Origin of the sequence: Candidatus Enterococcus ikei (assembly GCF_017316105.1) — a bacterium.
Taxonomy (GTDB): Bacteria; Bacillota; Bacilli; order Lactobacillales; family Enterococcaceae; genus Enterococcus_L; species Enterococcus_L ikei.
The window spans coordinates 25049-48387 of record NZ_JAFLWD010000033.1 but is presented as its reverse complement, the minus strand read 5'-3'; the positions used below and the strand labels follow the sequence as shown (position 1 = coordinate 48387).

Annotated in this window: 19 protein-coding genes; 14 read left to right on the top strand and 5 right to left on the bottom strand. The window is 36.7% G+C overall.

Features of this window, described 5'->3' with window-relative positions; translation table 11 throughout:
- Positions 1-8: 8 nt before the first annotated feature.
- The 4 genes from JZO69_RS12710 (at position 9) to JZO69_RS12695 (ending at position 3255) form a co-directional block, all read left to right on the top strand.
- Complete coding sequence (locus JZO69_RS12710; RefSeq protein WP_207113245.1) at positions 9-341, top strand: EF2685/EF0750 family sortase-dependent surface protein; 333 nt, start codon at positions 9-11, stop codon at positions 339-341.
- A complete protein-coding gene (locus JZO69_RS12705) occupies positions 338-1144 on the top strand; it encodes a WxL domain-containing protein (protein WP_207113244.1) in 807 nt (268 codons plus the stop codon). The genes JZO69_RS12710 and JZO69_RS12705 overlap by 4 nt, the downstream gene beginning before the upstream one ends.
- 73 nt (positions 1145-1217) lie before the next feature.
- Entirely contained in the window at positions 1218-1976 is a 759-nt protein-coding gene (locus JZO69_RS12700) for a WxL domain-containing protein (protein WP_207113243.1), read from the top strand.
- Positions 1977-2121: 145 nt separating this feature from the next.
- A complete protein-coding gene (locus tag JZO69_RS12695) occupies positions 2122-3255 on the top strand; it encodes a WxLIP family cell surface protein (protein WP_207113242.1) in 1134 nt (377 codons plus the stop codon).
- An 88-nt stretch (positions 3256-3343) separates the two neighbouring features.
- Here JZO69_RS12695 and JZO69_RS12690 read toward each other — a convergent pair whose 3' ends face one another.
- Positions 3344-3991 carry a FusB/FusC family EF-G-binding protein gene (locus tag JZO69_RS12690; RefSeq protein WP_207113241.1) on the bottom strand — a complete coding sequence of 216 codons (648 nt, stop codon included), beginning with the start codon at positions 3989-3991 and terminating at the stop codon, positions 3344-3346.
- A 318-nt stretch (positions 3992-4309) separates the two neighbouring features.
- On the opposite strand from JZO69_RS12690, the gene glmU reads away from it, so the two are divergent.
- Complete coding sequence (gene glmU, locus JZO69_RS12685) at positions 4310-5692, top strand: bifunctional UDP-N-acetylglucosamine diphosphorylase/glucosamine-1-phosphate N-acetyltransferase GlmU (RefSeq protein ID WP_207113240.1); 1383 nt, start codon at positions 4310-4312, stop codon at positions 5690-5692.
- A gap of 49 nt (positions 5693-5741) precedes the next feature.
- Here glmU and JZO69_RS12680 read toward each other — a convergent pair whose 3' ends face one another.
- The gene (locus JZO69_RS12680; protein ID WP_207113239.1) at positions 5742-9506 is read right to left on the bottom strand and encodes a 5'-nucleotidase C-terminal domain-containing protein; all 3765 of its coding nucleotides are present in this window, start codon (positions 9504-9506) and stop codon (positions 5742-5744) included.
- A gap of 332 nt (positions 9507-9838) precedes the next feature.
- Between JZO69_RS12680 and JZO69_RS12675 the strand changes: the two genes are divergently transcribed.
- The 8 genes from JZO69_RS12675 (at position 9839) to JZO69_RS12635 (ending at position 17026) form a co-directional block, all read left to right on the top strand.
- A complete protein-coding gene (locus tag JZO69_RS12675) occupies positions 9839-9958 on the top strand; it encodes an epipeptide YydF family RiPP (protein WP_207113238.1) in 120 nt (39 codons plus the stop codon).
- 112 nt (positions 9959-10070) lie between these two features.
- Complete coding sequence (locus JZO69_RS12670; RefSeq protein ID WP_207113237.1) at positions 10071-11030, top strand: YydG family radical SAM peptide epimerase; 960 nt, start codon at positions 10071-10073, stop codon at positions 11028-11030.
- Positions 11014-11766 carry a hypothetical protein gene (locus tag JZO69_RS12665; RefSeq protein WP_242586814.1) on the top strand — a complete coding sequence of 251 codons (753 nt, stop codon included), beginning with the start codon at positions 11014-11016 and terminating at the stop codon, positions 11764-11766. Before JZO69_RS12670 ends, JZO69_RS12665 begins: the two co-directional genes overlap by 17 nt.
- 8 nt (positions 11767-11774) lie before the next feature.
- Positions 11775-12410, top strand: coding sequence for an ATP-binding cassette domain-containing protein (locus tag JZO69_RS12655; RefSeq protein WP_207113236.1), 636 nt, complete (start codon positions 11775-11777; stop codon positions 12408-12410).
- A gap of 4 nt (positions 12411-12414) precedes the next feature.
- Positions 12415-13131, top strand: coding sequence for a peptide ABC transporter permease (locus JZO69_RS12650; protein WP_207113235.1), 717 nt, complete (start codon positions 12415-12417; stop codon positions 13129-13131).
- A gap of 211 nt (positions 13132-13342) precedes the next feature.
- On the top strand, positions 13343-14314 hold the full coding sequence (locus JZO69_RS12645) for a ribose-phosphate diphosphokinase (protein WP_207113234.1): 972 nt from the start codon (positions 13343-13345) through the stop codon (positions 14312-14314).
- A gap of 469 nt (positions 14315-14783) precedes the next feature.
- Positions 14784-16073 carry an electron transport complex subunit RsxC gene (rsxC, locus tag JZO69_RS12640; RefSeq protein ID WP_207113233.1) on the top strand — a complete coding sequence of 430 codons (1290 nt, stop codon included), beginning with the start codon at positions 14784-14786 and terminating at the stop codon, positions 16071-16073.
- Positions 16073-17026 (top strand): RnfABCDGE type electron transport complex subunit D, encoded by a 954-nt coding sequence (locus JZO69_RS12635; RefSeq protein ID WP_242586812.1) that lies wholly within the window; start codon positions 16073-16075, stop codon positions 17024-17026. The genes rsxC and JZO69_RS12635 overlap by 1 nt, the downstream gene beginning before the upstream one ends.
- 74 nt (positions 17027-17100) lie before the next feature.
- On the opposite strand, the gene celB is transcribed toward JZO69_RS12635, so the two are convergent.
- From celB to JZO69_RS12620, 3 genes are all read right to left on the bottom strand, one after another.
- Complete coding sequence (gene celB / locus JZO69_RS12630) at positions 17101-18447, bottom strand: PTS cellobiose transporter subunit IIC (protein ID WP_207113231.1); 1347 nt, start codon at positions 18445-18447, stop codon at positions 17101-17103.
- A gap of 15 nt (positions 18448-18462) precedes the next feature.
- Positions 18463-19854, bottom strand: a complete 1392-nt coding sequence (locus JZO69_RS12625; protein ID WP_207113230.1) for a glycoside hydrolase family 1 protein — start codon at positions 19852-19854, stop codon at positions 18463-18465.
- A 198-nt stretch (positions 19855-20052) separates the two neighbouring features.
- Positions 20053-20826, bottom strand: a complete 774-nt coding sequence (locus JZO69_RS12620; RefSeq protein WP_207113229.1) for a DeoR family transcriptional regulator — start codon at positions 20824-20826, stop codon at positions 20053-20055.
- A 144-nt stretch (positions 20827-20970) separates the two neighbouring features.
- Between JZO69_RS12620 and JZO69_RS12615 the strand changes: the two genes are divergently transcribed.
- Positions 20971-23325: a helix-turn-helix domain-containing protein gene (locus JZO69_RS12615; RefSeq protein ID WP_207113228.1), complete on the top strand. Its 2355-nt coding sequence runs from the start codon at positions 20971-20973 to the stop codon at positions 23323-23325.
- Positions 23326-23339 lie beyond the last annotated feature (14 nt).

Genomic DNA, 23339 nt, shown 5'->3' with positions numbered 1-23339 from the left:
AGAGAAAAATGAGACTGTATATAAAAATCATCGCTATCTGTTCCTTGTTGCTAGTCTGTATTGGCGCTACCTTTATAACGGTGAATGCTTCTGAAAAAATTGGTGGACAAGTTCGAACAAACGGGACTATTTCATTTTATGAAGAAGAAAAGACCAATCCGCCCGTTGATTCTGAATCCTCAGAAAATAACGATCTAGATGCAATAAAAAAACCAACAGGTAACTTGCCGAGTACTGGGGAGATCATTGGAAAGTTCCGTTTTGTTGGCATAGGACTCCTATTGCTTCTGCTGCTGTTATTTTTACTACGTAAGTGGACCAAGGAGGAAATGGAGCGATGAAACAACAACTTTTGAAAGCGACCGCTAGTGCCGTATTGTTGCTGTCAGCCGTCAGTATGTTTTTGTTTGAGGCCGAAGCAACTTCTGGATGGTTGGAGCAATCGGGTACAGTGACAGTGGAAGGCAATTCGATTTCTCCCCCTATAGATCCTGAAAATCCCGAAGAAGTTGTCGATCCAGGCGAGAGCCCTTCAACGGAAGGTACCTTGCGTATTGATTTTGTTTCAACACTTCATTTTGGTCAAGCTGATCTAGCAGCTTCAAACCGTATCTATACTGCATTTGCGCAACAATTTTTAGGAGATACGGATCCAAGAGGTAGTTTTATCCAAGTGACCGACCAGCGGACGCAGTCTACAGGCTGGACACTTCAAGTGAAACAAAATTATCAATTTAGAAATGCCACGATTCAAGAAGCAAGTGAACAAGAATTAAACGGAGCTGTATTATCTTTAGATAAAAGCTGGGCCAACAGTAGTGGAACAAGCCAAGCGCCAAAAGTAACCAGCGATCCAATCGATCTTCAGACAATGGATACAGCATACGAGTTAGCAACTGCAACGCTAGGAAACGGGCGTGGTGTATGGATAATTGCTTTTGGTGCTTCGCAAACGAATAGCAACCAGATAGAAAATACTCTAACTCCAGCCTTAGATTCTTCGGGGCAAGCAATCATGGATGAATTTTCGGGAAAAGCAGCGTATCGTAATTCAGCGATCAGTTTGACTGTTCCCAACGCAACAAAGATTCATCCTTTACAGTACACAACAGAACTCACGTGGATTTTAGCGGAGTTACCTTAATCATGTGGTACGTCTGGTTTCATCCAGATTATCAAATAAATAAAAAAAATCAACTAATAGGAGGAAATACAACATGAAATTTACATCACTATCATCAGCAGCAATCATCGCTGCACTAACAATCGGTGCTTTAGCACCAACAGCAGCAGTTGCTGCACCGGAGGAATTGGATTCTATTGGGAGCGTAAAAGTGGAAGAAGGTGGTACCGATCCTGACGAGGAAATTGATACCGTGGACCCAGAGAATCCAGATGAAACATTGCCAGAACCCGATCCAGATGGTCCAGATGAAATTGTTAATCCAGATATTGGTCCTTTGATGATTGAACGTGTTAGTAGCTTAGAGTTTGGCAGCATTAAAACATCTGCAAACGAAGTGAAAACATTTGCCTCTCCAATGAATTATGGTGAAGCAGGTACGCGTGGAAACTTTGTTCAATGGCGTGATATTCGTGCTGGAGGCATGTTTGGTTACACTTTGACTGCGGAAATGACGCAACAATTTACTGGGGAAAGTTCAAATACGCTAAATGGCTCAACGATTGACTTTAGTAATGGGTTTATGACAGCTCAGGGTGATAATACAAATAATGCTCCATCAACCATTAATTCTGATTTCCAACTGACAGAAGATGGTGGTGCGCAAACGATTGTAACTGCTAGTCAAGAAGAACAAGAAGGAAAAGGACGTTATATCATGGCCTTTGGTAACAGTGCAGATTCAACAGCAGATGAGTCTATACTATTAACAGTACCAGCTGCCACAGCTTCAAATATGGCGATTGGTGATTATACTGCCAAGGTCACTTGGAAAGTTGTCGCTGCTCAATAATTTCAACTATGCTTAAGCAGAGTCGCTGTTTTTAACCACCTTTTATTTGGAATTTAAGGGGCTGAGGTCTAACTCAAGGAGTTACGTCCTAGCCCCTTTTTAGTAAAAAAATACATATAAAATAATTAGATCTGAGGAGATTCGAATGCTAAAAAAACGACAACTGATGTTATTTATTACCTGGATCACATTTTTAACACTATCAATGATAGTTCCTACCAAGTCAGCTTATGCTGAATCTGGCGAAGATATTGCTGGAGCTACAGGCTTTACCTATAGTTTAACGTTCCCAGAAAATCAAATGGAAGACAACATCGGCTATTACAAACTGAAGGTAACTCCGGGTCAAGAACAAACACTTGCTATCACGGTGAGTAATCCCAGTGCCGAAAAAGTAACGATCGATGTTAGTTTAAATGGTGCGAAAACCAATCAAAACGGTGTGATTGAATACGGGGATTCAACTATCGACAATGATGAATCACTAAAATATGATTTTGTCGATTTGGTAACTGGACCTGAAAAAGTGGAGTTAGAAGCTGGTGAAACGAAAAAGATTGAGTTAAAACTTCAAATTCCAGAAACGGGTATCGAAGGTGTGATCGCTGGAGGTATCCAACTGATGAAAGCAAATCAAGATGAAAATGTCACCAACCAAGGGGGATCGCATATTATTAATCAATATGCGTATGTGATTGGTTTATTGTTACAAGAATCAGAAGAAGAATTAGCGCCTGATTTAAAGTTTAATCAAGTATTTGCGGGTCAAAATAGTTATCGGAATACTATTTTTGTTGATTTTTCCAATATTATTCCTGCTTTTCTTAATGAGATGACAGTAGAAACACAAATTACAGCTAAAGGACGAGACGCTGTCTTGTTTGAACGGAAACAGACGGGAATGCGTATGGCACCAAATTCATTTATTCAATTTCCAATCAGTATGAATGGGGAACGAATGGTCTCAGGTACCTATGTAGCAACTACCTTGGTCACTTCAGGAGATCAGCGCTGGGAATGGACAGAAGAATTTGAGATCACTCGAGAAGATGCGAATAAATTCAACGAGCAAGATGTTAGTTTGGTACCAGAAAAAGGGAAAAATTGGGTCTTGATTGCCATGAGTATAGCTGGTGCGATTGTTATTGTTGGGAGTGTATATTACATTATCAGGATTGTACGTAAACGGAAAGAAAAAGAGGAACTAGAAGCTAAAAAAGCTCGTAAAAAAAAGAAAGCTGTTCAAGTAAAGAAAAATAAACAAGATAAAAATCAATAAGTTGATCCGCTTGTTTAGAGTAAAAATTTGTAGCTTATGTTAAAAAAGCACCGTGGCTGAGATCCACGGTGCTTTTTAAGGTTCTTTTTTACTTCATAAATTTCACATTCTGAACAAATGTTTCTAATTCTTCTCTACGCTCGATATTGTGGTTGCATTTTTCACTATCATAACAAATATAATTCCCACGCTTCGTATACATCCCATCGCCAGACTCTTTCACCTTAGACAGAAACATCGAAACTTCTGACGTTTCATGACAAATCGGGCAGATACCTTTTTGAGTCGTAGGAGAAATCGTTCCGGAAACACCGATTAGTTGTCCGTCAATTGAAGCGATAATAAATTTTTGCTGTTTCCCGCTATCATTCCAGCTGTAAAAAGTATAATCTCTCAAGTCCATTGTTTCCCATTCTGGGATTTTCAATTTCTTTGTCTTTTTAAAGAGCTTTGTCAGTTGTTGTTTTGAAGGCGGATCAAATGGAATAACCGCTTCTTTTAATCCTTCCAAATATTGTTCCAGTCTAGGTTTAGAAGTTGCTGCTTCTAAGAAACCTTCCAATAATGGTTGTAACGTATCTTTATCTGAACCAAATTGCTCATTGATTTTCTCAAGAACAATCGCTTGCAGTGTTTTGACCGTATTTTTATCATTTACAGATAAATGAGCTTGTAGCAAAATATTGGCTTGTTTTCTAATAAAATTAAATTGATATGGTTGTATTTTTGTATTCATAATGGATTTCCTCTCTATCATTCAAGTGACAAAGTACTTTGCGTAAAGGCAATCCTTCAACAACCAAAGCACTTTATTATTCCAAACCTGAATGGGCTTTTGAATGAGATACGTTTTTTTGAATTGGTATCATATTATCACCCCGCTAACATAATTTTCCTTTATTATAACGCAAACACGAAAAATTATAAATTGGTATAGCAAAAAAGCAATTGGTTCAGTTGAAAAACCATAAAGAGTAAGCTAAACTAAAACATGGCGCAATTTTAAATTGAAAATAAACGATTAAACATAAAACAAATCTTAGGAGTGAAGCAATTGGAAAACAGATATGTCATCATCCTCGCTGCCGGTAAAGGAACACGCATGAAATCGAAACTTTATAAAGTGTTGCATCCTGTCGCTGGAAAACCAATGGTAGAACACATCATGGACCAAGTAGAAAAAACGAATCCAAGTGAAGTCGTGACAATTGTCGGTCATGGTGCAGAAGCAATCAAAAGCCATTTAGGCGAACGTAGCCAATATGCTTTACAAGCAGAACAATTAGGAACAGGTCATGCGGTGTTACAAGCAGAAGCACATTTAGCAGGTAAAAAAGGTACAACCCTTGTTATTACAGGCGACACGCCGTTATTAACCGCTGAAACATTAGCGAATCTATTTGACTATCATCAAGGGAAAAACGCCAGTGCGACGATTTTAACAGCTCATGCTGAAGATCCAACTGGATACGGTCGAATCATACGTGATCATGTAGGCATTGTTGAAAAAATCGTGGAGCAAAAAGATGCGTCAGAACAAGAAGCGCGCGTTCAGGAAATCAATACTGGAACATTTTGTTTTGATAATGAAGCCTTGTTTAATGCCTTATCTAAAATCAATACCGACAATGCACAAGGGGAATACTATTTAACAGATATTATTGAGATCCTTAAAAAAGAAGGTAAGACCGTCGCTGCTTACCAAATGGCTGATTTTGAAGAAGCGATGGGGATCAACGATCGTGTGGCTTTAGCTGAGGCGAATAAAATCATGCACCGCCGTTTAAATACAATGCATATGAGAAATGGTGTCTCATTCGTTGATTCTGATTCAACTTATATTGATGAAGGAGTTGTGATCGGTTCAGATACGGTGATTGAAGCTGGCGTGCATTTAAAAGGGAAAACAGTGATCGGTGAAGATTGCTTTATCGGTGCACATTCTGAAATCGTTGATAGCGTGATTGAGGATAATGTAAAAATCGCACAATCTGTGATTGAAGAAAGTATCATTCGCAAAAATGCGGATGTCGGTCCATTTGCTCATATTCGTCCGAAAGCTGAAATCGGTGAACGTGTCCATGTGGGGAACTTTGTGGAAATTAAAAATGCGACAGTGGCAGAAGATACTAAAGTCGGTCATTTAACATATGTTGGCGATGCAGACTTAGGGAAAAATATCAATGTTGGTTGTGGTGTGGTTTTTGTTAATTATGATGGAAAAGATAAACACCGCACAACAGTCGGAGATCACGCGTTTATTGGCTCATCAACAAGTTTGATTGCACCAGTAAAAGTTGGGGCAAATACAGTGATTGCAGCAGGTTCTACGATTACCAATGATGTAGAGGAATTTGATTTGGCAATTGCTCGAGCAAGACAAGAGAATAAAACAGGTTATGCGAAGAAAATGCCTTATTTTGAAGATAAGAAATAATCAATTAAAAAGAAGCAAGCGACCAGCGCGGTCAGCTTGCTTCTTTTAATTACTCTACTTTCCGTTTCCGGTTATGTTCATAAAAGCTGTATCCAGAAATACCTAAGAATATCAAACCTAAACTTACATAAGAGACGATTTTTTCGCCTGTTTTTGGAAGATCTTTCGCAAGGGTTGGTGTTTTTACTTCGCCTTGTTTTTCTTTTTCAGTATCTGTGATTCGCTTATTAAACTCAGCTTCTGAAATAGAAATGATCCGTTCACCTGGGAAGGCTTCTTTGTATTGTGCTAGATCAATATTTGTTGCAGCGTTGTAGATACGTAGATTAGATGCTTTCTTTAAATGATTGATCAAAACTGTATCTAAGGATGGGCCTTCATCTCGTTTTCCACCAAGCATATCGTAACCATCGCCACCTGCTGCTAAAAAGTCATTGGTAGCCATGTGATAAGTTGCTTTTTTGTCAATAGGTTCAAATGTACCAGTTTTTCTATTTTGAACTTCAATGAACAATATCCGTTCACCAACGATTGTTTTGTCGGTTCCATTTCCTTCGTCTGCAGGCATCAATGAACCTTTTTTCGTCGAATCATAGTAAACTCGGATGGTACTAGATACGTGAAGGAAACCACCGTTTGCGCCAAGTTTTGGTTGGTTGTATTCATCTAAGATGACATTATCAGCTTCGTCTTTTTGTGCCATCGAACGAAGAGAGAATTCAAACATATCTTTGACCTGTGCCCCAGTTACTTCTATTTGAGAGATGGTATTGCCAAAAGGCATCACAGCAATAACATCGCCTAAAGTTACTTTTCCAGGTTCGATATTTGCACGAATCCCACCGCCATTTGTTACAGCAAAATCAGTCGGATTTTTAAATCCGTCTTGTCCGTAAGCGAACATTGCATCGCCAATCAAGTTACCTAAGTTGGTTTCTCGTGTTCGTACGTTATCACGTTCACCGTTGAACTGATAAGGATTATTTTCGATGATTATTTTTGAATTTTCTTTTTCAAAGTTTGCACGAGCTGCATCAACAATTGCTTTAACAGCTGGATCTTCTGCTAAGTCGGCAAGTGTATCAGCTGGAGTTAAGGATGCTGTTTTTTTACTCAAATCAGTTAAATCAACAGTCACTAAACCAACATTATTCAAATAATTCCCCGTTTGCGTGTACATCACATTTCCAAATGGTTTTCCACCGTTCACAGCTGTATGAGAGTGTCCATCTAAGACTGTGATATTCAAGTCTGAAAACTCTTTGCTCAAACTTTCTGCCAACGTATCACCACGCCATTCATGAGGTGTCGTTTCGTCAATACCTAAATGTCCAGTAACAACATAAGCATCAATCTGTTTGGCATGATCTTTTTGAATATCCTTAATCGCTTTTTTTGTTTCCGTGATTGGGTCTTTAAATGTTACACCGTGTACATTGTTTGGATGAGTTTTAGTTGCTGTTTCTGGTGTTGTAACACCAATGATCGCATAAGTTTTTCCATTTTTTTCAATGATTTTGTAAGGCTCAAAGGCTAGTTTTCCATCTTTAAACGTATTGTTTGAAAGAATTGGGAAATTCAATGCTTTTTTATACTTCATCGCAGTGTCATAACCAAAATCAAATTCATGATTTCCAACAGCCATCGCATCATAGCCAACTTCATTCATCGCCTTGACCATGTCCATGCCTTTAGAAAAGTTAGAAATCGGCAGTCCTTGGAAAGCATCGCCTGCATCGATTAATAGTTCTGGTTGGATTAGGTCTTTATAGGTTTTCAAACGTGCCATACCTAAAACATCTTTACCGTTGCCTTCTAGCCGCCCATGAACATCATTGGTATGCATAATCGTGATTGCTTTAGATTCAGGTTCAGGCTCTGGTTCAGGTTGATATCCTGCATCGATCACATCTTGTTTAGTAATTGGTTTCACATTGGGCGTTCGTCCATCTGCTGCAGGTTCTGTATGCAGTATACCGTCATTGACTAATTTAACAGCTACATCACGCCAATTTTTGTCAAAATCATATCCAATTACTTCCCAGTTATTTTCGATTTCTGCTGCTGGATCAAGGGTTTGTTTTTCTCGAATATAATCAGCGATTAATCCTCGAAGAGTTTCGGGATCTGAATTATAAACTGGCTCACCACTGACGATTCCTTGCGCTAATAAGCCTTCATAGCGATAGTTGTTTATCGCTATTGTGTAGGTCGCCTGAAGGTCAACGGCTTTCCCATCAATTGTTGGATTGATAATGCGTTTCCCATGAGGTTTGGAAATATCAATCTTATAGGAAATACCAGAAAATACATCATAATTATATACACGAATTTTTTCATTGAAGCTAATTGTTAGGTCATCAGGACCAGGTGTGTTGTAATAGTCCGCCTGATTTTCCATGTATTTTAGCAGATTTTCTCCAGTGATATTGGCGCTGACTAATGTATTCGGATATTTATAGATATCAAAAATATTGGAATAAGAAATATCTCCAGCATTTAATTTACTGTCTGCTTTAAAAAGTGCAGAGGCAGCAAGTTTAGCACCTGTTGCTTTTCTTTGAGCATTATTGATCAGAGAAATCATTGCTGTTGGGCGTAATTGAGCTTCAGGGATTCCCTTCACTTCTTCTGGAGGTAAAAAGTTTCCAGAAGCTGTCCCGATTTTTTCAGAGATGAAATTTCTAGTTTGATCATGATAAGCTTTTGTTTCGGCTTTTAATCCTTCATCTGCTGGAACTGTTTTGGTGTTGATGATAGCAGCATTACTATTTTTAACTTGCCATTTGTCGTTTGATTTTTCGATATCCAGATCGATTCGTACCATTTCAACACCAGTGTCTTTAGGACCAGCTACAGGAACTAACCCATTTGGACCTTGTAGCTTTTCAGCGAACGAGCGATGGTCATGACCTAAAATGTATGCATCAATGCCAGCAACGTTGTTAATAACTTCATCGGCACTAGCGGCTGGATCAGAACTTTGTCGACCAGCATGTATTGAAGCAATAATGATATCTGTTTCGCCTTTTAATTCGGCAACAGCTTTTTCAGCTTCTTCTTTTAAGGGGATGAAATTAAGACTTTCCACTTTTGCGCCGTCCCATAAAGGAATTTGTGGTGTGGTAAGACCAATGATTCCTACCGTTAAGTCTTTTGTGCCGTCACCATCTAGATCAATCTCTTTTTTCATGGTTCCGCCAACAAAGCGGCTTTTTGAGTTTTTTACATACGTGTTAGCAGATAAAATTGGGAAATTTGCCTCAGTATTAAGTTTTTTGATCAAATCCAAGCCGAAGTTAAACTCATGGTTCCCCAAAACCATTGCATCATATTTCATATAGTTCATTGCTGTGATCATTGGATTTGGTTGATCGATCAAAGGCGCTTTATTATAAAGATCATCCGTTAAAATAGTTCCTTGATTCATATCGCCATTGTCAATCAAAATAGTACCCTTAGGATTTTCTGAGCGGACATTATTTACAACAGAACTTACTTGAGAAAGACCGACAGGCGTTTGCTTATCATCCTCATACGACCAGTCCCAAAGTTGGCCATGGACATCAGAGGTACCTAAAATCGTCAATTTTTGTGGAGTACTGATTGTTTCCGCCGCTGTCTTTTGGGCGACTTCTTGTTTGGTACTTGAAACAGTAGGACTTTCTGAAACGGATGCTTCTGTTGATTGGGTTTCACTACTTGACGTTGCTTCAATAGCTAATGCCGTAACTGCATTCGTACTTGCGAGTAAAGTGGAAACCATTAATACCTGTAACCCAAGTTGTACTTTTTTCAAAACTGACTTTTTCACAAAATTCCTCCTTGTTTCATTGCATTTTAGACACATTATTAAAATGAAAGCCTATTCAAATGAACGAGAATGCGTTTTCATTATGTGGCTATCCATAATAATAATACATATATATTGACTTGTCATTAGAAAATGTATTGAATAATTGACTTCGAAGCAAAAAAAATGAAATAAGCACAATGTTTAATAAAATTTTACATTATAATCTGAATGGAAATGTTATTGAATGTTACTTATAATTAATTGTAATATTTTATTTACAATCATTTTTCACTTTGTTATAATTAATTAATCACAATTAATGTGAAAAAACACACAATGGAGGGTTTCTCATGAAAGAATTAGAAATGAAAGAATTGGTTGAAAAGTCAGAAAAATTAGCTAAGGTCAATGACTTATGGTATTTTGTTAAGTCTCAAGGTGGAGCTTGGATTGCAGGATCTGGAAAATAATTTTCAGCATTCTCTGTACATCTATGTAACATAATTGGACAGTTTTCATTTGAGTTTTTTCAATTGAAAGCTGTCTAATTTTTATTTATTTGATTGTTGTAGTGATTATAGGATGGTGAAGGATTTGTATGAAAGTGTTGTAATAAATTTAGGAGCGCGATGTAATGCAACTTGTGAACACTGTTGTTTTTCATGCTCTCCTAGTAAAAAAGAGTCCTTGAACAAAAGTGAAATTATCGAATTAGTGAAGAGTTTTTCAAAGGATTTAAAAGTAAAAGTTATTTCATTTACTGGAGGAGAAATTTTTTTAAACTATTCCTTTTTAAAAGAATTACTAGAAATAGTCAATTCATATGAGAAAAAAAGCACATTGATTTCAAATGGTTTCTGGGGAGGAAACGTTGAAAAAGTCAACTCTTATTTTAAGGATATGACACGATTAGGCGTAACGAATCTTTCGATTAGTCATGATGATTTTCATGCAAAATTTGTCAAGACAGAATATATCAAGAATATTTTAGAAGAAAGTAGAAAGTATTCCGCAGTTCAAGTTGTTGTAAACATTGCTGTAAGCAATAGCAATATGGGAAATCAAATCATTGAGGAATTGGATGAAGCAGCTTTGGGTATACCTTTGACAAAATTCCCACTAATTCCAGTTGGTGAAGCTGAAAATATGGATAATAGTGAGTTTCAAAAAATTTATTCAATAGATAATCTTGAGCAGTTAGAGTGTCCAGGGTATGAGCCTGTCTATCACTTTGATGGTAATGTCTATCCGTGTTGTTCGCCTGCAGTCTTTGATACAGCGCTGATTTTAAATGATGAACCTTGTCAAAGTTTTGATAAAACCATAGAGAAAATGAATGCTAATCTTTTATTATATATTATGAGAAAAGAAGGTTTTAGATGGTTTATTGAGATTGCTATGAACAATCAAGAATTTTCTCATATACAGATTGAAGAAAAATTCTCCTCTATTTGTACAATTTGTCGTCAATTATTTAAGTCAGAAGAGAATATCAAGCTATTTACACCTTATATGAGGGAATATTATGAGCAAATGTTATAAATATAAAGATAATCAATATGAAATATTTGTTGAAGAGTATGTATTTATCAAAGACATAGAAAACAATGTGTATTTAAAAAATGAAATTAATAATTTGCCGAAATCGATATCGAGTTCACTAATTGAGTATATTCCCAAAGTGCATGGATTGTCTTTTATTTTATTTGTTTTTTTATTCGTATTTTTACTTATCAGCAATCTTATTTTATTAAATTATGCTGATGTTAGTATTCAAGCGATACCTATCAGTGATTATTTAGCTTATCTTTTTTTAGTTGGCTATCTTTTGTTTAATATATTTACACATGAGATGGGTCACATAAAAGCTTTAAATTATATGGGGAGAAAACATCAAAAAGTAGGATTCAAACTGAATTATTATGTTTTCCCAGCTGTTTATGTCGAAATGAATGAAGTTTATCTTTTATCCAAAACAGAAAAAATAGTTGTTCATCTTGCTGGTTTGGTTACCAATTATATGATAATCAATCTATTTCAGATAGTTAATCTTTTGTTTTTTAGTAGTAAAACGATTGATAGTGCATTTATATTTTTTTCATACGCGTTGTTGTGGAACTTACTTCCGATACTGAATTCAGATGGATACAAAGTATTGATTACGCTATTTAATATAGACGAATTAGATAATAAGAGAAAAAACCATATGATTGTAAAAACGATACAAGGTATCAGCATTTTGTTAGCCGTTTGGACAGTCATTAGTTGGTTTTTGTGAGGTGATGTATGTTGTTAACATTTAATGATTATAATTTGAAAGTAAAAAATAAAACGTTGTTAGAAAACACAAATTTTTCCTTTGTTAAGGGGAAAATCAATCATATTTTAGGAAAAAATGGGGTAGGTAAATCACAGTTTGCTAAAGATTTATTGCTGAATATGAGCGGTTTAATAACACCTGAAATAAGTGATAATGTTACGATAATTTCAAGCTTTTCAAATGTTCCTAATGATTTGAGCAGTAAAGAGTTATTAGCTATTTTAAGAAAAAGATTTGGAGCAGATTCAGTAGAACATTTAGCTAGTTCTCTACATGTTGAAAATATATCAATGAATACATTGATTGGACAATTGAGTGATGGGCAAAAGCAAAAATTGAAACTATTGTCGTTTTTATTGGAAGATAAATCAATTATTGTTTTTGATGAGATTACAAATGCTCTAGATAAACAAACAATTAACGATATCTATCTATTTTTAAATAAATATGTTGCTGAGCAACCAGAAAAATTCATTTTAAATATTACACATAACTTGTCAGATTTAAAAAATTTAGGTGGGAATTACTATCTTATTGAAGACCTTAAAATGACTAGTTTTGAACAGCAAGATGACGTCATAAAAGCGTATATTGAGGGGTGATGAATTGGAAATAAAAAGAACTATATCTAATAAGATCGTATTTGTTTTACTCGCTGTGATACTAGCTACATTTTTAATGGGTTGGATCTTACCAGTTGGAATCGACAAAGTAAGCAGCCTGACTTATCGGGAATATTTGTTTAGCACATACACGGTATTCACACAATTTGGTTTTTTGATGTTTGCTTTTCTAGTTGCATTTTTTATCAACAAAGAATATTCTGGAAAAACTATTTTGTTTTATCGAATGATGAAAGATAATAGCTTTACTTTCTACTGTAAAAAAGTTTTGACGTTAGTTGTTGAGACATTGGGAATAATTTTTAGCATCCTTTTGATTATTTCAGCTGTTTTTAAGGACTTTTCAGTTTTCTTACAAATGTTTTTCTTGTTTTCAATGGTTGCGATTCAGTATATATTGATTGTTGCATTGATTAGTTTGTTAATGGCAAATATATTATTATCAATAGGTTTTAGCTTACTTTATTGGATCATTACGGTTGTGTTTGTGTCAATTGGGGGCCTACTTCGCTTTTTTGCTATCTTTGATGCTTCAAATGATTTATATGGAAAAGTTGGTGCATTCTTAGAAAGTTCTGATGCATTTCTAGGCATTGAAGATAATCTAACTGTCTTTTTGTATATACTTGCAATAGCAATTATAGCTATGGTAGTTGCTAAACTAAATAATAACCGCTGGCTAGAATTAGGAACAAGATAATGAATGATAAGCGGGACTGACATGAATTGGTCAAAATACTAAAATTGTCATAAATGGACATTGATTTTTTTAAGAACTTGTTATTTTGGTGAAAAAATAAGCTGATTATTACTAAATGATAACAGAATGCAAAAATCACTTGATTTATTTCCGAAAAGTGACTACTATTTAAAAGGAAACTATTGTTCAGTAAAAGAAAGTGGAGGTCCCCATGTCAAAACATTATTTTGATCCAAGATTGAAGATCTTTTCTCTTAATTCAAATCGTCCGTTAGCGGAAAAAATCGCCGCAGCTGTTGGTGTTGAACTAGGAAAATCTTCTGTCACTCAATTCAGTGATGGTGAAATTCAAGTAAATATCGAAGAAAGTATTCGTGGTTCTCACGTGTATATCATCCAATCAACAAGCAGCCCTGTCAATGATAACTTGATGGAATTGTTGATCATGATCGATGCATTGAAACGTGCTAGTGCTAAAACAATCAACGTTGTGATGCCTTATTACGGCTATGCGCGTCAAGATCGTAAAGCTCGTGCCCGTGAACCAATCACAGCAAAACTTGTTGCAAACATGATTGAAAAAGCAGGAGCGACTAGAATGTTGACATTGGATTTACATGCCGTTCAAATTCAAGGGTTTTTCGATATTCCAGTGGATCACTTAATGGGAGCGCCGCTGATCGCAGATTACTTTATGGAACACGGCATTCAAGGAGATGACGTTGTTGTTGTTTCTCCCGACCATGGTGGTGTGACTCGTGCCCGTAAACTTGCGGAATATTTGAAATCACCAATTGCCATCATCGACAAACGCCGTCCAAAAGCAAATGTTGCAGAAGTTATGAATATTATTGGACATGTAGAAGGAAAAACATGTGTCTTGATCGATGATATGATCGACACTGCTGGGACGATTTCATTAGCAGCGAATGCTTTGAAAGAAGCAGGAGCTAAAGAAGTTTATGCATCATGTACGCATCCAGTGTTATCAGGACCTGCATTACAACGTATCGAAGAATCAGCAATCAAACGTTTAGTAGTAACAGATTCTATCTATCTTTCTGATGACAGAAAAATAGAAAAAATCGATGAAGTTAGCGTTGGAGAATTGATTGGCGATGCGATCAAACGTATCCATGAAAATAAACCAGTTAGTCCATTGTTTGAAACGAAACGTCGTTAAAATCAATCACTGACCCCAAGTCGACAGATATTGTTTTTCTGTATGTAAAAATGCAGAAAAACAATATTTGTCGGTTTTTTTTGTCTAAAATATCAAAATTAGTCTTATAACAGAAAATATTGGATGGTTAACATTTTTGTTTAATTAATACATTAAGGTTTTTTTTGCCAAATGAACAAGTAAACGTTTTATCAGAATTTGTATAAAAATAATTGATTTTTCTACAAATTTGCAAGGTCATCTTTAGACAATTGTCGGAAAAAATTAACTATACAGCCTATCGTTTGATGATATGCTGAATTTAACGGGTTATACATAGTAAAACAATAAAAAGGAGCAATCATGAAAAGAGAAAAATACGAAATCTGGGGCTTAACGATCCAATTAGTAGTTGTAGCGATTGCGTTGGTCTACTACTTTTTTATTTACAAATAAGAGAAATAGTTTTAATTAGAAGGAAGGTAAATCAATGTTTTTTAGAATAAAAAGAAAACTAGGCGGCGTTAGGATCGCCAAAAACAAGTGGTTGACAAAACTAGAGACAATTACAGAACTAAGTTCACCAAAACAGATTATTTTACCAATGAATATGCATATTGGTAAACCCGCAAAAATCGTTGTTTCTATCGGGCAACAAGTGAAAATAGGAACAATGATCGGCGCAAAAGATGGCTTGATTTCAGCCAACATACATAGCTCAATTTCAGGGACTGTTGAAAAAATCGAGCAACGAATCATCGGTACCGCGGAAGTGTCAGTGGTGATCATCAAAAATGATTTTAAAGATACATATGAAATACCGCAAATAAATAATGAAAACTTAGTGGAAACAATCAAAAACAACGGAATCGTCGGAATGGGTGGAGCTGGTTTTCCTACGGATGTAAAATTCTTGTTGAAGGAACACCAACAAATGGAAACATTGATCGTAAATGCTGTAGAATGTGAGCCTTTTGTGACAGCTGACAGAAGAATTATTATCGAGCAGATGAATGACTTTATCGAAGGCATCAATATGCTGCAAGAGATGTTATCGATCAAGCAATGTGTGATCGCAATAGAAAGTTCATCAGAAGAAGCAGTTCAAAAACTGGAAGCAAAAATCGATAATAATCGTATCAAGCTGAAAATCTTACCGAATCACTATCCTCAAGGAGCTGAAAAGATCGTTATTAAAGCGGTCCTTGGAAAAGAATTGCCAGCCGGGAAATTACCGATCGATTTAAATGTGGGAATCATAAATGTGTCGACTGTATTAGCAACGTTTCATGCATTGAAAGAAAACCGACCATTGATCGATCGTGTCGTGACGGTTTCTGGCACCCCAATCAAACATCCCAAAAACTTAAGAGTAAGAATCGGGACGCCAGTGGAGCATGTAATTGAAGCCTGCGGAGGTTTTATCGAAAGTCCAATGAAACTGATCAATGGTGGACCAATGATGGGGAAAGTAATCCAAAATTTAGATGAACCAGTAACGAAAACAACGTCTTTGATCCTTGCTTTGACCAAAGAGGAAGCGAAAATTCCTGAAGAACAAAATTGTATTCGTTGTTCAGAATGTGTAAATGCTTGTCCAGTCAACTTACAACCAATATCGATCAGTAATGCATATCGAGCAGGAGATATTGAAGAAACAAAGCGTTTAGGTGTGTTGAATTGCATTGATTGTGGTGCTTGTTCGTACATTTGTCCGTCAAAAATCGATATTTTAAGTGATATTCGGGCAGCGAAGCAAAAAGTATTGGAGAGTCGATGATGGTAAATAAAGAATATACAAGTACAGGGCCATTTATGGGCCCTCATATTAGAGAAAAATGGACCTCTCAGTGGATCATGCAACAAGTGTTGATTGCGTTGATGTTTCCAACGATTGCGGCTACTTACTTTTTTGGTTGGTGGTCATTAGTAATGGTAGTAGTAAGTATTGTTGCCTGTGTAGGACTGGAATTTGCTTTTCAGAAAATAGTTCACAAGAAAGTGACGATAAACGACTATAGTGCAGTAATCACAGGTTGGTTGTTGGCGTTGACATTACCTGTGACGGCACCTTTATGGACCTTGCTTATTGGAGATTTTATTGCGATTGTTGTCGTTAAACAATTGACTGGCGGTATTGGCAGAAATTGGCTCAACCCAGCGGTTGCTGCTCGTGTGTTATTGAAATTATTTTTCTCACCTTGGATTACGAATTGGGTCACACCACAACCTGATGTTGTAGCAACAGCAACGCCATTGGTTGACTTAGGCAATTTTGCTAGAGAGGTTTCACCAACTACACCGGATTTGTTTGATTTATTTATGGGGTTTGGGTTAGGTGGGCCGATTGGGGAGACGTGTAAGTTTGCTTTGCTTTTATCAGCGATTTATTTGATTGCACGAAGAATCATTAATCCGTTGGTTCCTGTTTTCACGTTGGGCTCATTTTATATCACTATGTTGTTATATAGCGGATTTAATTTCTCATTTGCCAATGCTCATTTGTTGAGTGGGGCGTTGTTTTTTGCGGCGGTCTTTATGGTGATAGATTATACAACTTCTCCGCTGACGGATAAAGGGAAGTATATTTTTGCTATCGGCTGTGGTGTTTTGGCAGTGGTTTTGAGAATTATTTTAGACTTGCCTGGTGGAATCGGTGTGGCGATTTTAGTCATGAACTTGTTGACGCCGTTGATTAATAGATATACAGTATCTAGGATTTATGGGGAATGAAAAAATATGAATAGAAAAAAGATAGCAAATTCTGTAATAGAACTGCTATCTTTTTTATCTATATTCTATTTAAATTAATTCTTCTCCACAGCCGCCATCTGCTCTCCATACAACTTCCCATCATACATCTTGAAAAACGGATAATAACAAACGATCGAAACCGCCAAATTAATCAACGCAATCACCACCGCTCGAAAATCGCCGCCAGTTCCCAGAAACGCTCCAATCCCCACAGGCGAAATCCAAGGAATTCCAGTAATCACTTTATTCACCAATCCAAGAGAAGTAGCAAAATAAGCAATGGTCACATTGATCAAAGGCGTTACAATAAACGGAATAATTAAATAAGGATTATAGACGATTGGTGCCCCAAAAATCACTGGCTCATTGATATTAAACAAGCCAGGTAGCACCGCCGCTTTACCAAGTACTTTCAACTGATCAGATTTTGCTACAAAAATCATCAATAAAACCAATCCAAGCGTACTACCTGCACCACCAATAAAGATATACATATTGACGAAATCTCCAGCAAAAATATTCGAACCGCCATCAATATTCTCTGTCAATGCTACCAATAAAATCGGATTGATAAAACTATTTTTAATCACGGCAGTTCCGTGAACCCCAACAGCCCAAAGTAGATGGATCAACAACATGATTACAATGATTCCCAACCAAGAACCCGTCAAATCTTTAACAAACTCAAACGGTTTTGACAACAATCCATGTAAATCAGTATGGAATACTGCCAAAATTGTATTGATAAATAACATTACAAACGCAATAAAAATAGCAGGAATCAATGAAGCAAAAGCTTTACTTACACCATCAGGAACCCCTTCTGGCATCCGAATCGTAATATTCTTTTTCACACACCAACGGTAAATTTGGGTGGCAATCACAGCAGTGATGATCCCAATAAAAATACCAACACCACTAAAACGAGTAATCCAGCCGCCAAGTGCGATCCCATTATAAACGATCGATGTTTCACTTTCTGATTGAATCAATTGCGCACCGCCATCAACGATATCTGTTTGTACGATCGTCATTAAAAAGGCAAATAACCCTAAAATCGCCCCAACAAAACTACTTAGCCCGTCACTTTCTTCTTTCCGATAAATATCGGTTAAATAATAAGCAGTTGCTAAACAGTAAAAAATGGCAATCGATCCAATCGACATTGTGGTAGCCACGCTATAAATTGGTGCAAATTTCAAAATCGTGTTTTCAAAAAACGGTGCGAGTGGCGGAATGATCTGTGGCAGATTGTTAATGATCAGAAAGATCGATCCAACAATCGTAAACGGAACCGTAATGATCCCAGCTTGCATGATCGCGCGAATAAAGCGCAAGTTTGCAACTTTATTCAAAGGGGGCATTAGTTTTGTTTCTAAAAATGTAAATACTTTATTCATTTTTTTCTCCTTTCTTTAAGAGGGCAGTTGATTGGTCTTGATCAATGTTTGATACCAGTAAAAGCTGTCTTTTTTATAGCGAGCGAGTTCTTTTTCATCATGTTCAGTACGATCTACATAGATAAAGCCGTAACGTTTGCTAATACCTTCATGAACGCTGATCAGATCGATTGCAGACCAAGGGCTGTAACCAATCAAGTCAACACCTGCTTTGATGGCCTGTAAGCATTGGTCGATATGCTGCTCCAAGTAATTGATACGGTAAGCATCGTGAATTTTTCCGTCAGCTGTTAGTTCATCTTTTGCCCCTAAGCCATTTTCGGTAATAATGATCGGTAAATGATAACGATCGTAAAGCGTTTGAAGCGTTGTTTTTAACCCATCAGGATCGATCGTCCAGTTGAATTCATTTTTCTTCAAATAAGGATTGGTGAAGCCTTTATAAAATCCCCATTCCATAATATCTTCACTTTGCTGGTCACTGATTCCATTTGCCATGCCGTCTTTTTCCGTTGGTTTTTCGACAGTAACGGTGGTGTAAAAATTCATAGCAACGAAATCTGGGAAGTTATTTTCCATCAATTCCTGATCGCCAGTAGCAAATTCAATCGTGATATTGTTACGGTTTAAATAGTCTTTAAACACAGCATTGTATCGGCCGAAACAAGAAAAATCCAGATAGGCCCAATTACGAACGCTATTAAAATAAAGTGCTGCTTGATTATCCATAGGTTTGCTCGTTGCTGGATACACAAGAGAAATATTCGGAACGGGTCCGATTTGTCCACCTTCGATCAATTCATGGCAATGTTTAAATGCATACTTTTCAGCGATCATTAGGTGATGAAATTGTTGATATTTTTCTTGCAGAGGAATTTCTTTGCCTAGGATTTTTTTATCTACCAAAAGCATGATGTTTGGTTCGTTGATCGTTAGCCAATGTTTTACACGGTCACCGTAAGCTTCAAACAACGTTTCCGCATAAATCTTGAATGCCTCTACGGTACTGCGCACACCCCAACCGCCTTCATCTTCTAAAGCTTGAGGTAAATCAAAGTGGTTCAAAGTGATGTAAGGTTGAATACCGTATTTTAGTAATTCATCAATGACATCGCTATAATGCTGTAATCCTTTTTGGTTGATTTCTCCTCGTCCATTTGGGAAAATTCGTGTCCAAGCAATTGAAAAGCGAAAAACTTTAATGCCCATTTCAGCTAATAATCGAATATCTTCTTTGTAATGATGATAGTGATCTACTGCTACTGTAAAATCAGCAATCTCATGATTATCTCTTTGGCGAGTGTCTTGAACGCTCAGGCCTTTCCCGTCGCTGTTATATGCGCCTTCGGTTTGATGGGCGGAAATAGATGCGCCCCATAGGAAATTTTCTGGAAATGTATGTGTCATTGGTTTCTCCATTCTATATTTTTTGTAAAGCGTTTTCTTTGGCTTTAGAATAAGTGATTGCTTGAGTAATTTCAATACAATCAAAAGAACTGTTCATGAAAGAATTTTTATGAACAGTTCGAGAAGTGAGATTGAGAGGGTGCTTGTGTTCATTTTATCGTTTACTCTAAAAAAGCTAACCTATCCAGTATACCTTTTTTATTCAAATAACACTTTAACGGGGATTCCTTGTGTTTGATAGCTTGCTAAAATAGTGGGTGGAATCGCTGAATCAGTAAATAATGTATCAAATAAAAACGTTCTATCGATCATAAATGAACTCACTGTTTCTAAATGAATAGATGGCGTATAAACGATTTTAAGTCCTTTGGTATGTTGGAGCATCGTGCGATAAACAAAAGATTCATTCAATGTTTTGGTTGTTACTTCATGGGTATTAAAACCAGCGGCTTCAATAATGCAAAGGTCAGCTTCGATCTTATTGAAGGAATGCGTTGCAAAATCACCAACAAGAGCCGTTGTATTTTTTTCCAATTCACCACCACTGATAGCAATCAATGCCTTTTTTTCGAGGGGATTGATAGAAATAGCAGAAGCATCATTGGTTAAAATTGCGATATCGTAAAAAGAAAGCGCGTGAATCAAGTCTGAGGAAAAACGACCTGCTCCAATAAAAAGTTGCGTATCATTCACTAAAAAGGGTAAGATTTTTTCAACCAAAGCAGTTACTGGAAACGGTCGGTTGTCTGCTTCAATTGATTGTTTTAATGGCTGGGCAGGTATCATTCGCACACCGCCGTAAAAGCGTTCGATCATCTTTTTCTTTTCTAAAAATAACAAATCCCGTCTGATCGTTACTGCCGAAACGTTAAAGAATAGAGCAAGCTCATTGACTGTTAAACTTTGTCCTTCATTTAATCGTTCAATTAAACGTTCTCTTCTTCTAAAGACATCACCTTGACTGATTTTCATTGTTTCCTCCCATCTTAAAACAAATCTTATTTGAAATTATCCATAGTATAGACAATTATTCGTTAAAAAGACAACTTGTTTGAATGCTAATTTGATGCTATATTTTGTTAAACAAATCAGAAACAAGCAAGGAAGGCTAAATTTATGGGAGAATCTAAACAATTTCCTTTTCATCTAGCATTGATGAAAGTCAGTTATGCGCCGCCTCAAATCAGTGATTATTTAACGTTGTTTCTTATGCTTAGTGGCAGTATGGTCGTCACGACTGGAGAAAAGGATTACCAGCTGCATAAAGATGATATATTAGTCATTAATCCTCGTCAGCAGTTTCAAATCAAGAGTTCAGATAAGAACTTGTTATTATCTTTGCGGATCTCTAGAACACCGATCACATCACAATTTAAAGAGAACTGGCTACCATATATCGAGTGCTCTACAGCAAACGCCAAAACCATCGATACTGAAAAATTCCAGCAGTTGCGTGAGGCATTGGTTCATTTAATGGCCGCTTATTTTAAGCAAAATGAAGAAACAGAACTAGAGATTTATCAGCACTTATTTACTCTGCTGACACAATTAGTGAAAAATTTCAAAAAAGAAGTAATTGCTGTCCCGCAAATTACTGCTGATTTAACAGATGATCGGATGAATCGATTATTGGAGCAGATCCAAAAAGACTATGACCAGCCGATTTCACTGGAAATGTTAGCTGAAAATAGCGGCATATCTTATTATCATTTGTCTCGTTCTTTCAAAAAGCAAGTGGGGGTCACCTTTACTGAATATTTAAATCAGATCCGTTTGATGCATGCCGCAGAAGCCTTAGTTTTGACCTCACAATCCGTTATCAAAGTGGCGTTGAACAGTGGTTTTTCAAATGCTAAAAGTTTTCACCAAGTATTTAAAAAACAGTATGGACTAACACCAGCGAATTACCGTAAAAAATACTCGTTGGCAAAAGATCAAGAGCAAAAGACGTCAGAAGATGGGAATTATCAAGAAATCGCAGGCGCAGCTGCACTGCAAGAGCTTGCGAAGTATTTAGTTGAAAAAGATATTGAGGATGAAAATGCTGCAATTGAGCAGCGACTGCAATTGATTTTACCTAAAGAAACACAACCGACATATCACCGGAGCAAAAAAATCATAAAAATCGGACCTGCTGGAGAAGGTTTGGCCAATGGCGTTCAACGTGAATTGTGTATTTTACAAAAAGATTTAGCTTTTGATTTAGTCCAATTTGAAGGCTTTTGTGAAGAGACGAATTTTGATAATGATGTTTTGTTGGTATCAGAGTATATTTTAAACAATCAATGGTTCGATTTTTTAGTGAAAATCCAGTTGAAACCGATGATCCAACTTTATTTACCTGAAACATATACTGAAAAAGAAGAGGTTCAGTTATGGTGTGATAAGCAGCTGAAAATAATTCGTCATTTCCTGAATCGTTATGGCAGAGATGAAGTAAATCAGTGGTATATTCAATGGTCATTACCTAAAGTAAGTGGGCGCTGGAATGAAGGCAGTCGTTGGGGATATCATTATTTTTATCGTAAGTTGAAACAATTAGTTCCTGGATGTAAGTTGGGCTTAATGTCACTACGCTCGCTAGCTGAAAAAGACTATCAACAATATCAAGCGTTTATTCACGAGCAGGCCAGCCAACATTGTTTACCGGAATTTATTAGTTTTCATGCGGATCCTTATGCATCAGGAGCAATCAAAGAGGAACATGCGTTGCACTTTAAAAATTATCAGCAAGAAATTTTAAGCAGAGTAAAATCAGTGATTGCAACAAGCCAAACAGATAAAAAACTTAGTGTTTCAGATTGGGTACCAGAAATTTTTTTGACAGATTGGAATACATTAGTTGGGGAAGGCAATACCTTCTCAGGAACATTTTTCCGTTCAGCGTTGATTTTGGAATCAATCGTTGAGTTGTCTGAGGAAGTGACGGGCATTGCTTTTTGGTTGAACATCAAGGTGAAGGAACGACAGACTCATACACGCGAAGATAGTAGCTTATCAGTTTTTCTTTACGAAGAATTAAGACGTCCGCTCTTTTTTTCACTGCGCTTTTTGAATCATCTAAATGGCGAGCTAGTTGCTAGTGGAGATGGCTATATTTTGACACGAAATCAAGGACAATATCAGCTGTTACTTTATAATTCCAGTTACCTTGATCCATTGTATTCAGTGGACAGCTTTCAAGTGCAGTATCAAACCAAAAAAGTGAAGGTTCAGTTGCAAGAATTACCTGTAGGAGATTATTTGATTCGGGAATATGTTTTGGATAAAGATCATGGCGGAATTTATAATGATTGGATCAGAGTTGGTGGTCAAGCTGAATTGGATCATGAGCTGCAGAAATATTTGGAGCAAAAGATTGTTCCTAAATTCGAGCTGAAAAAAGAGCGAATCGATTCCTTGGGCTATGAGTTGGAAGCGACATTGACCTTGAATGCATGCCAGTTGTATTTGTTTCAGCCATTGTACTGATTGAAAGAAGCAGT

Excerpts from the sequence above, each read along its gene's own strand:
- JZO69_RS12710 (WP_207113245.1), top strand. The coding sequence starts at position 9 with ATGAGACTGTATATAAAAATCATCGCTATCTGTTCCTTGTTGCTAGTC.
- JZO69_RS12705 (WP_207113244.1), top strand. The coding sequence starts at position 338 with ATGAAACAACAACTTTTGAAAGCGACCGCTAGTGCCGTATTGTTGCTG.
- JZO69_RS12700 (WP_207113243.1), top strand. The coding sequence starts at position 1,218 with ATGAAATTTACATCACTATCATCAGCAGCAATCATCGCTGCACTAACA.
- JZO69_RS12695 (WP_207113242.1), top strand. The coding sequence starts at position 2,122 with ATGCTAAAAAAACGACAACTGATGTTATTTATTACCTGGATCACATTT.
- JZO69_RS12690 (WP_207113241.1), bottom strand. The coding sequence starts at position 3,991 with ATGAATACAAAAATACAACCATATCAATTTAATTTTATTAGAAAACAA.
- JZO69_RS12675 (WP_207113238.1), top strand. The coding sequence starts at position 9,839 with ATGAAAGAATTAGAAATGAAAGAATTGGTTGAAAAGTCAGAAAAATTA.
- JZO69_RS12670 (WP_207113237.1), top strand. The coding sequence starts at position 10,071 with ATGGTGAAGGATTTGTATGAAAGTGTTGTAATAAATTTAGGAGCGCGA.
- JZO69_RS12665 (WP_242586814.1), top strand. The coding sequence starts at position 11,014 with ATGAGCAAATGTTATAAATATAAAGATAATCAATATGAAATATTTGTT.
- JZO69_RS12655 (WP_207113236.1), top strand. The coding sequence starts at position 11,775 with ATGTTGTTAACATTTAATGATTATAATTTGAAAGTAAAAAATAAAACG.
- JZO69_RS12645 (WP_207113234.1), top strand. The coding sequence starts at position 13,343 with ATGTCAAAACATTATTTTGATCCAAGATTGAAGATCTTTTCTCTTAAT.
- rsxC (WP_207113233.1), top strand. The coding sequence starts at position 14,784 with ATGTTTTTTAGAATAAAAAGAAAACTAGGCGGCGTTAGGATCGCCAAA.
- JZO69_RS12635 (WP_242586812.1), top strand. The coding sequence starts at position 16,073 with ATGGTAAATAAAGAATATACAAGTACAGGGCCATTTATGGGCCCTCAT.
- celB (WP_207113231.1), bottom strand. The coding sequence starts at position 18,447 with ATGAATAAAGTATTTACATTTTTAGAAACAAAACTAATGCCCCCTTTG.
- JZO69_RS12625 (WP_207113230.1), bottom strand. The coding sequence starts at position 19,854 with ATGACACATACATTTCCAGAAAATTTCCTATGGGGCGCATCTATTTCC.
- JZO69_RS12620 (WP_207113229.1), bottom strand. The coding sequence starts at position 20,826 with ATGAAAATCAGTCAAGGTGATGTCTTTAGAAGAAGAGAACGTTTAATT.
- JZO69_RS12615 (WP_207113228.1), top strand. The coding sequence starts at position 20,971 with ATGGGAGAATCTAAACAATTTCCTTTTCATCTAGCATTGATGAAAGTC.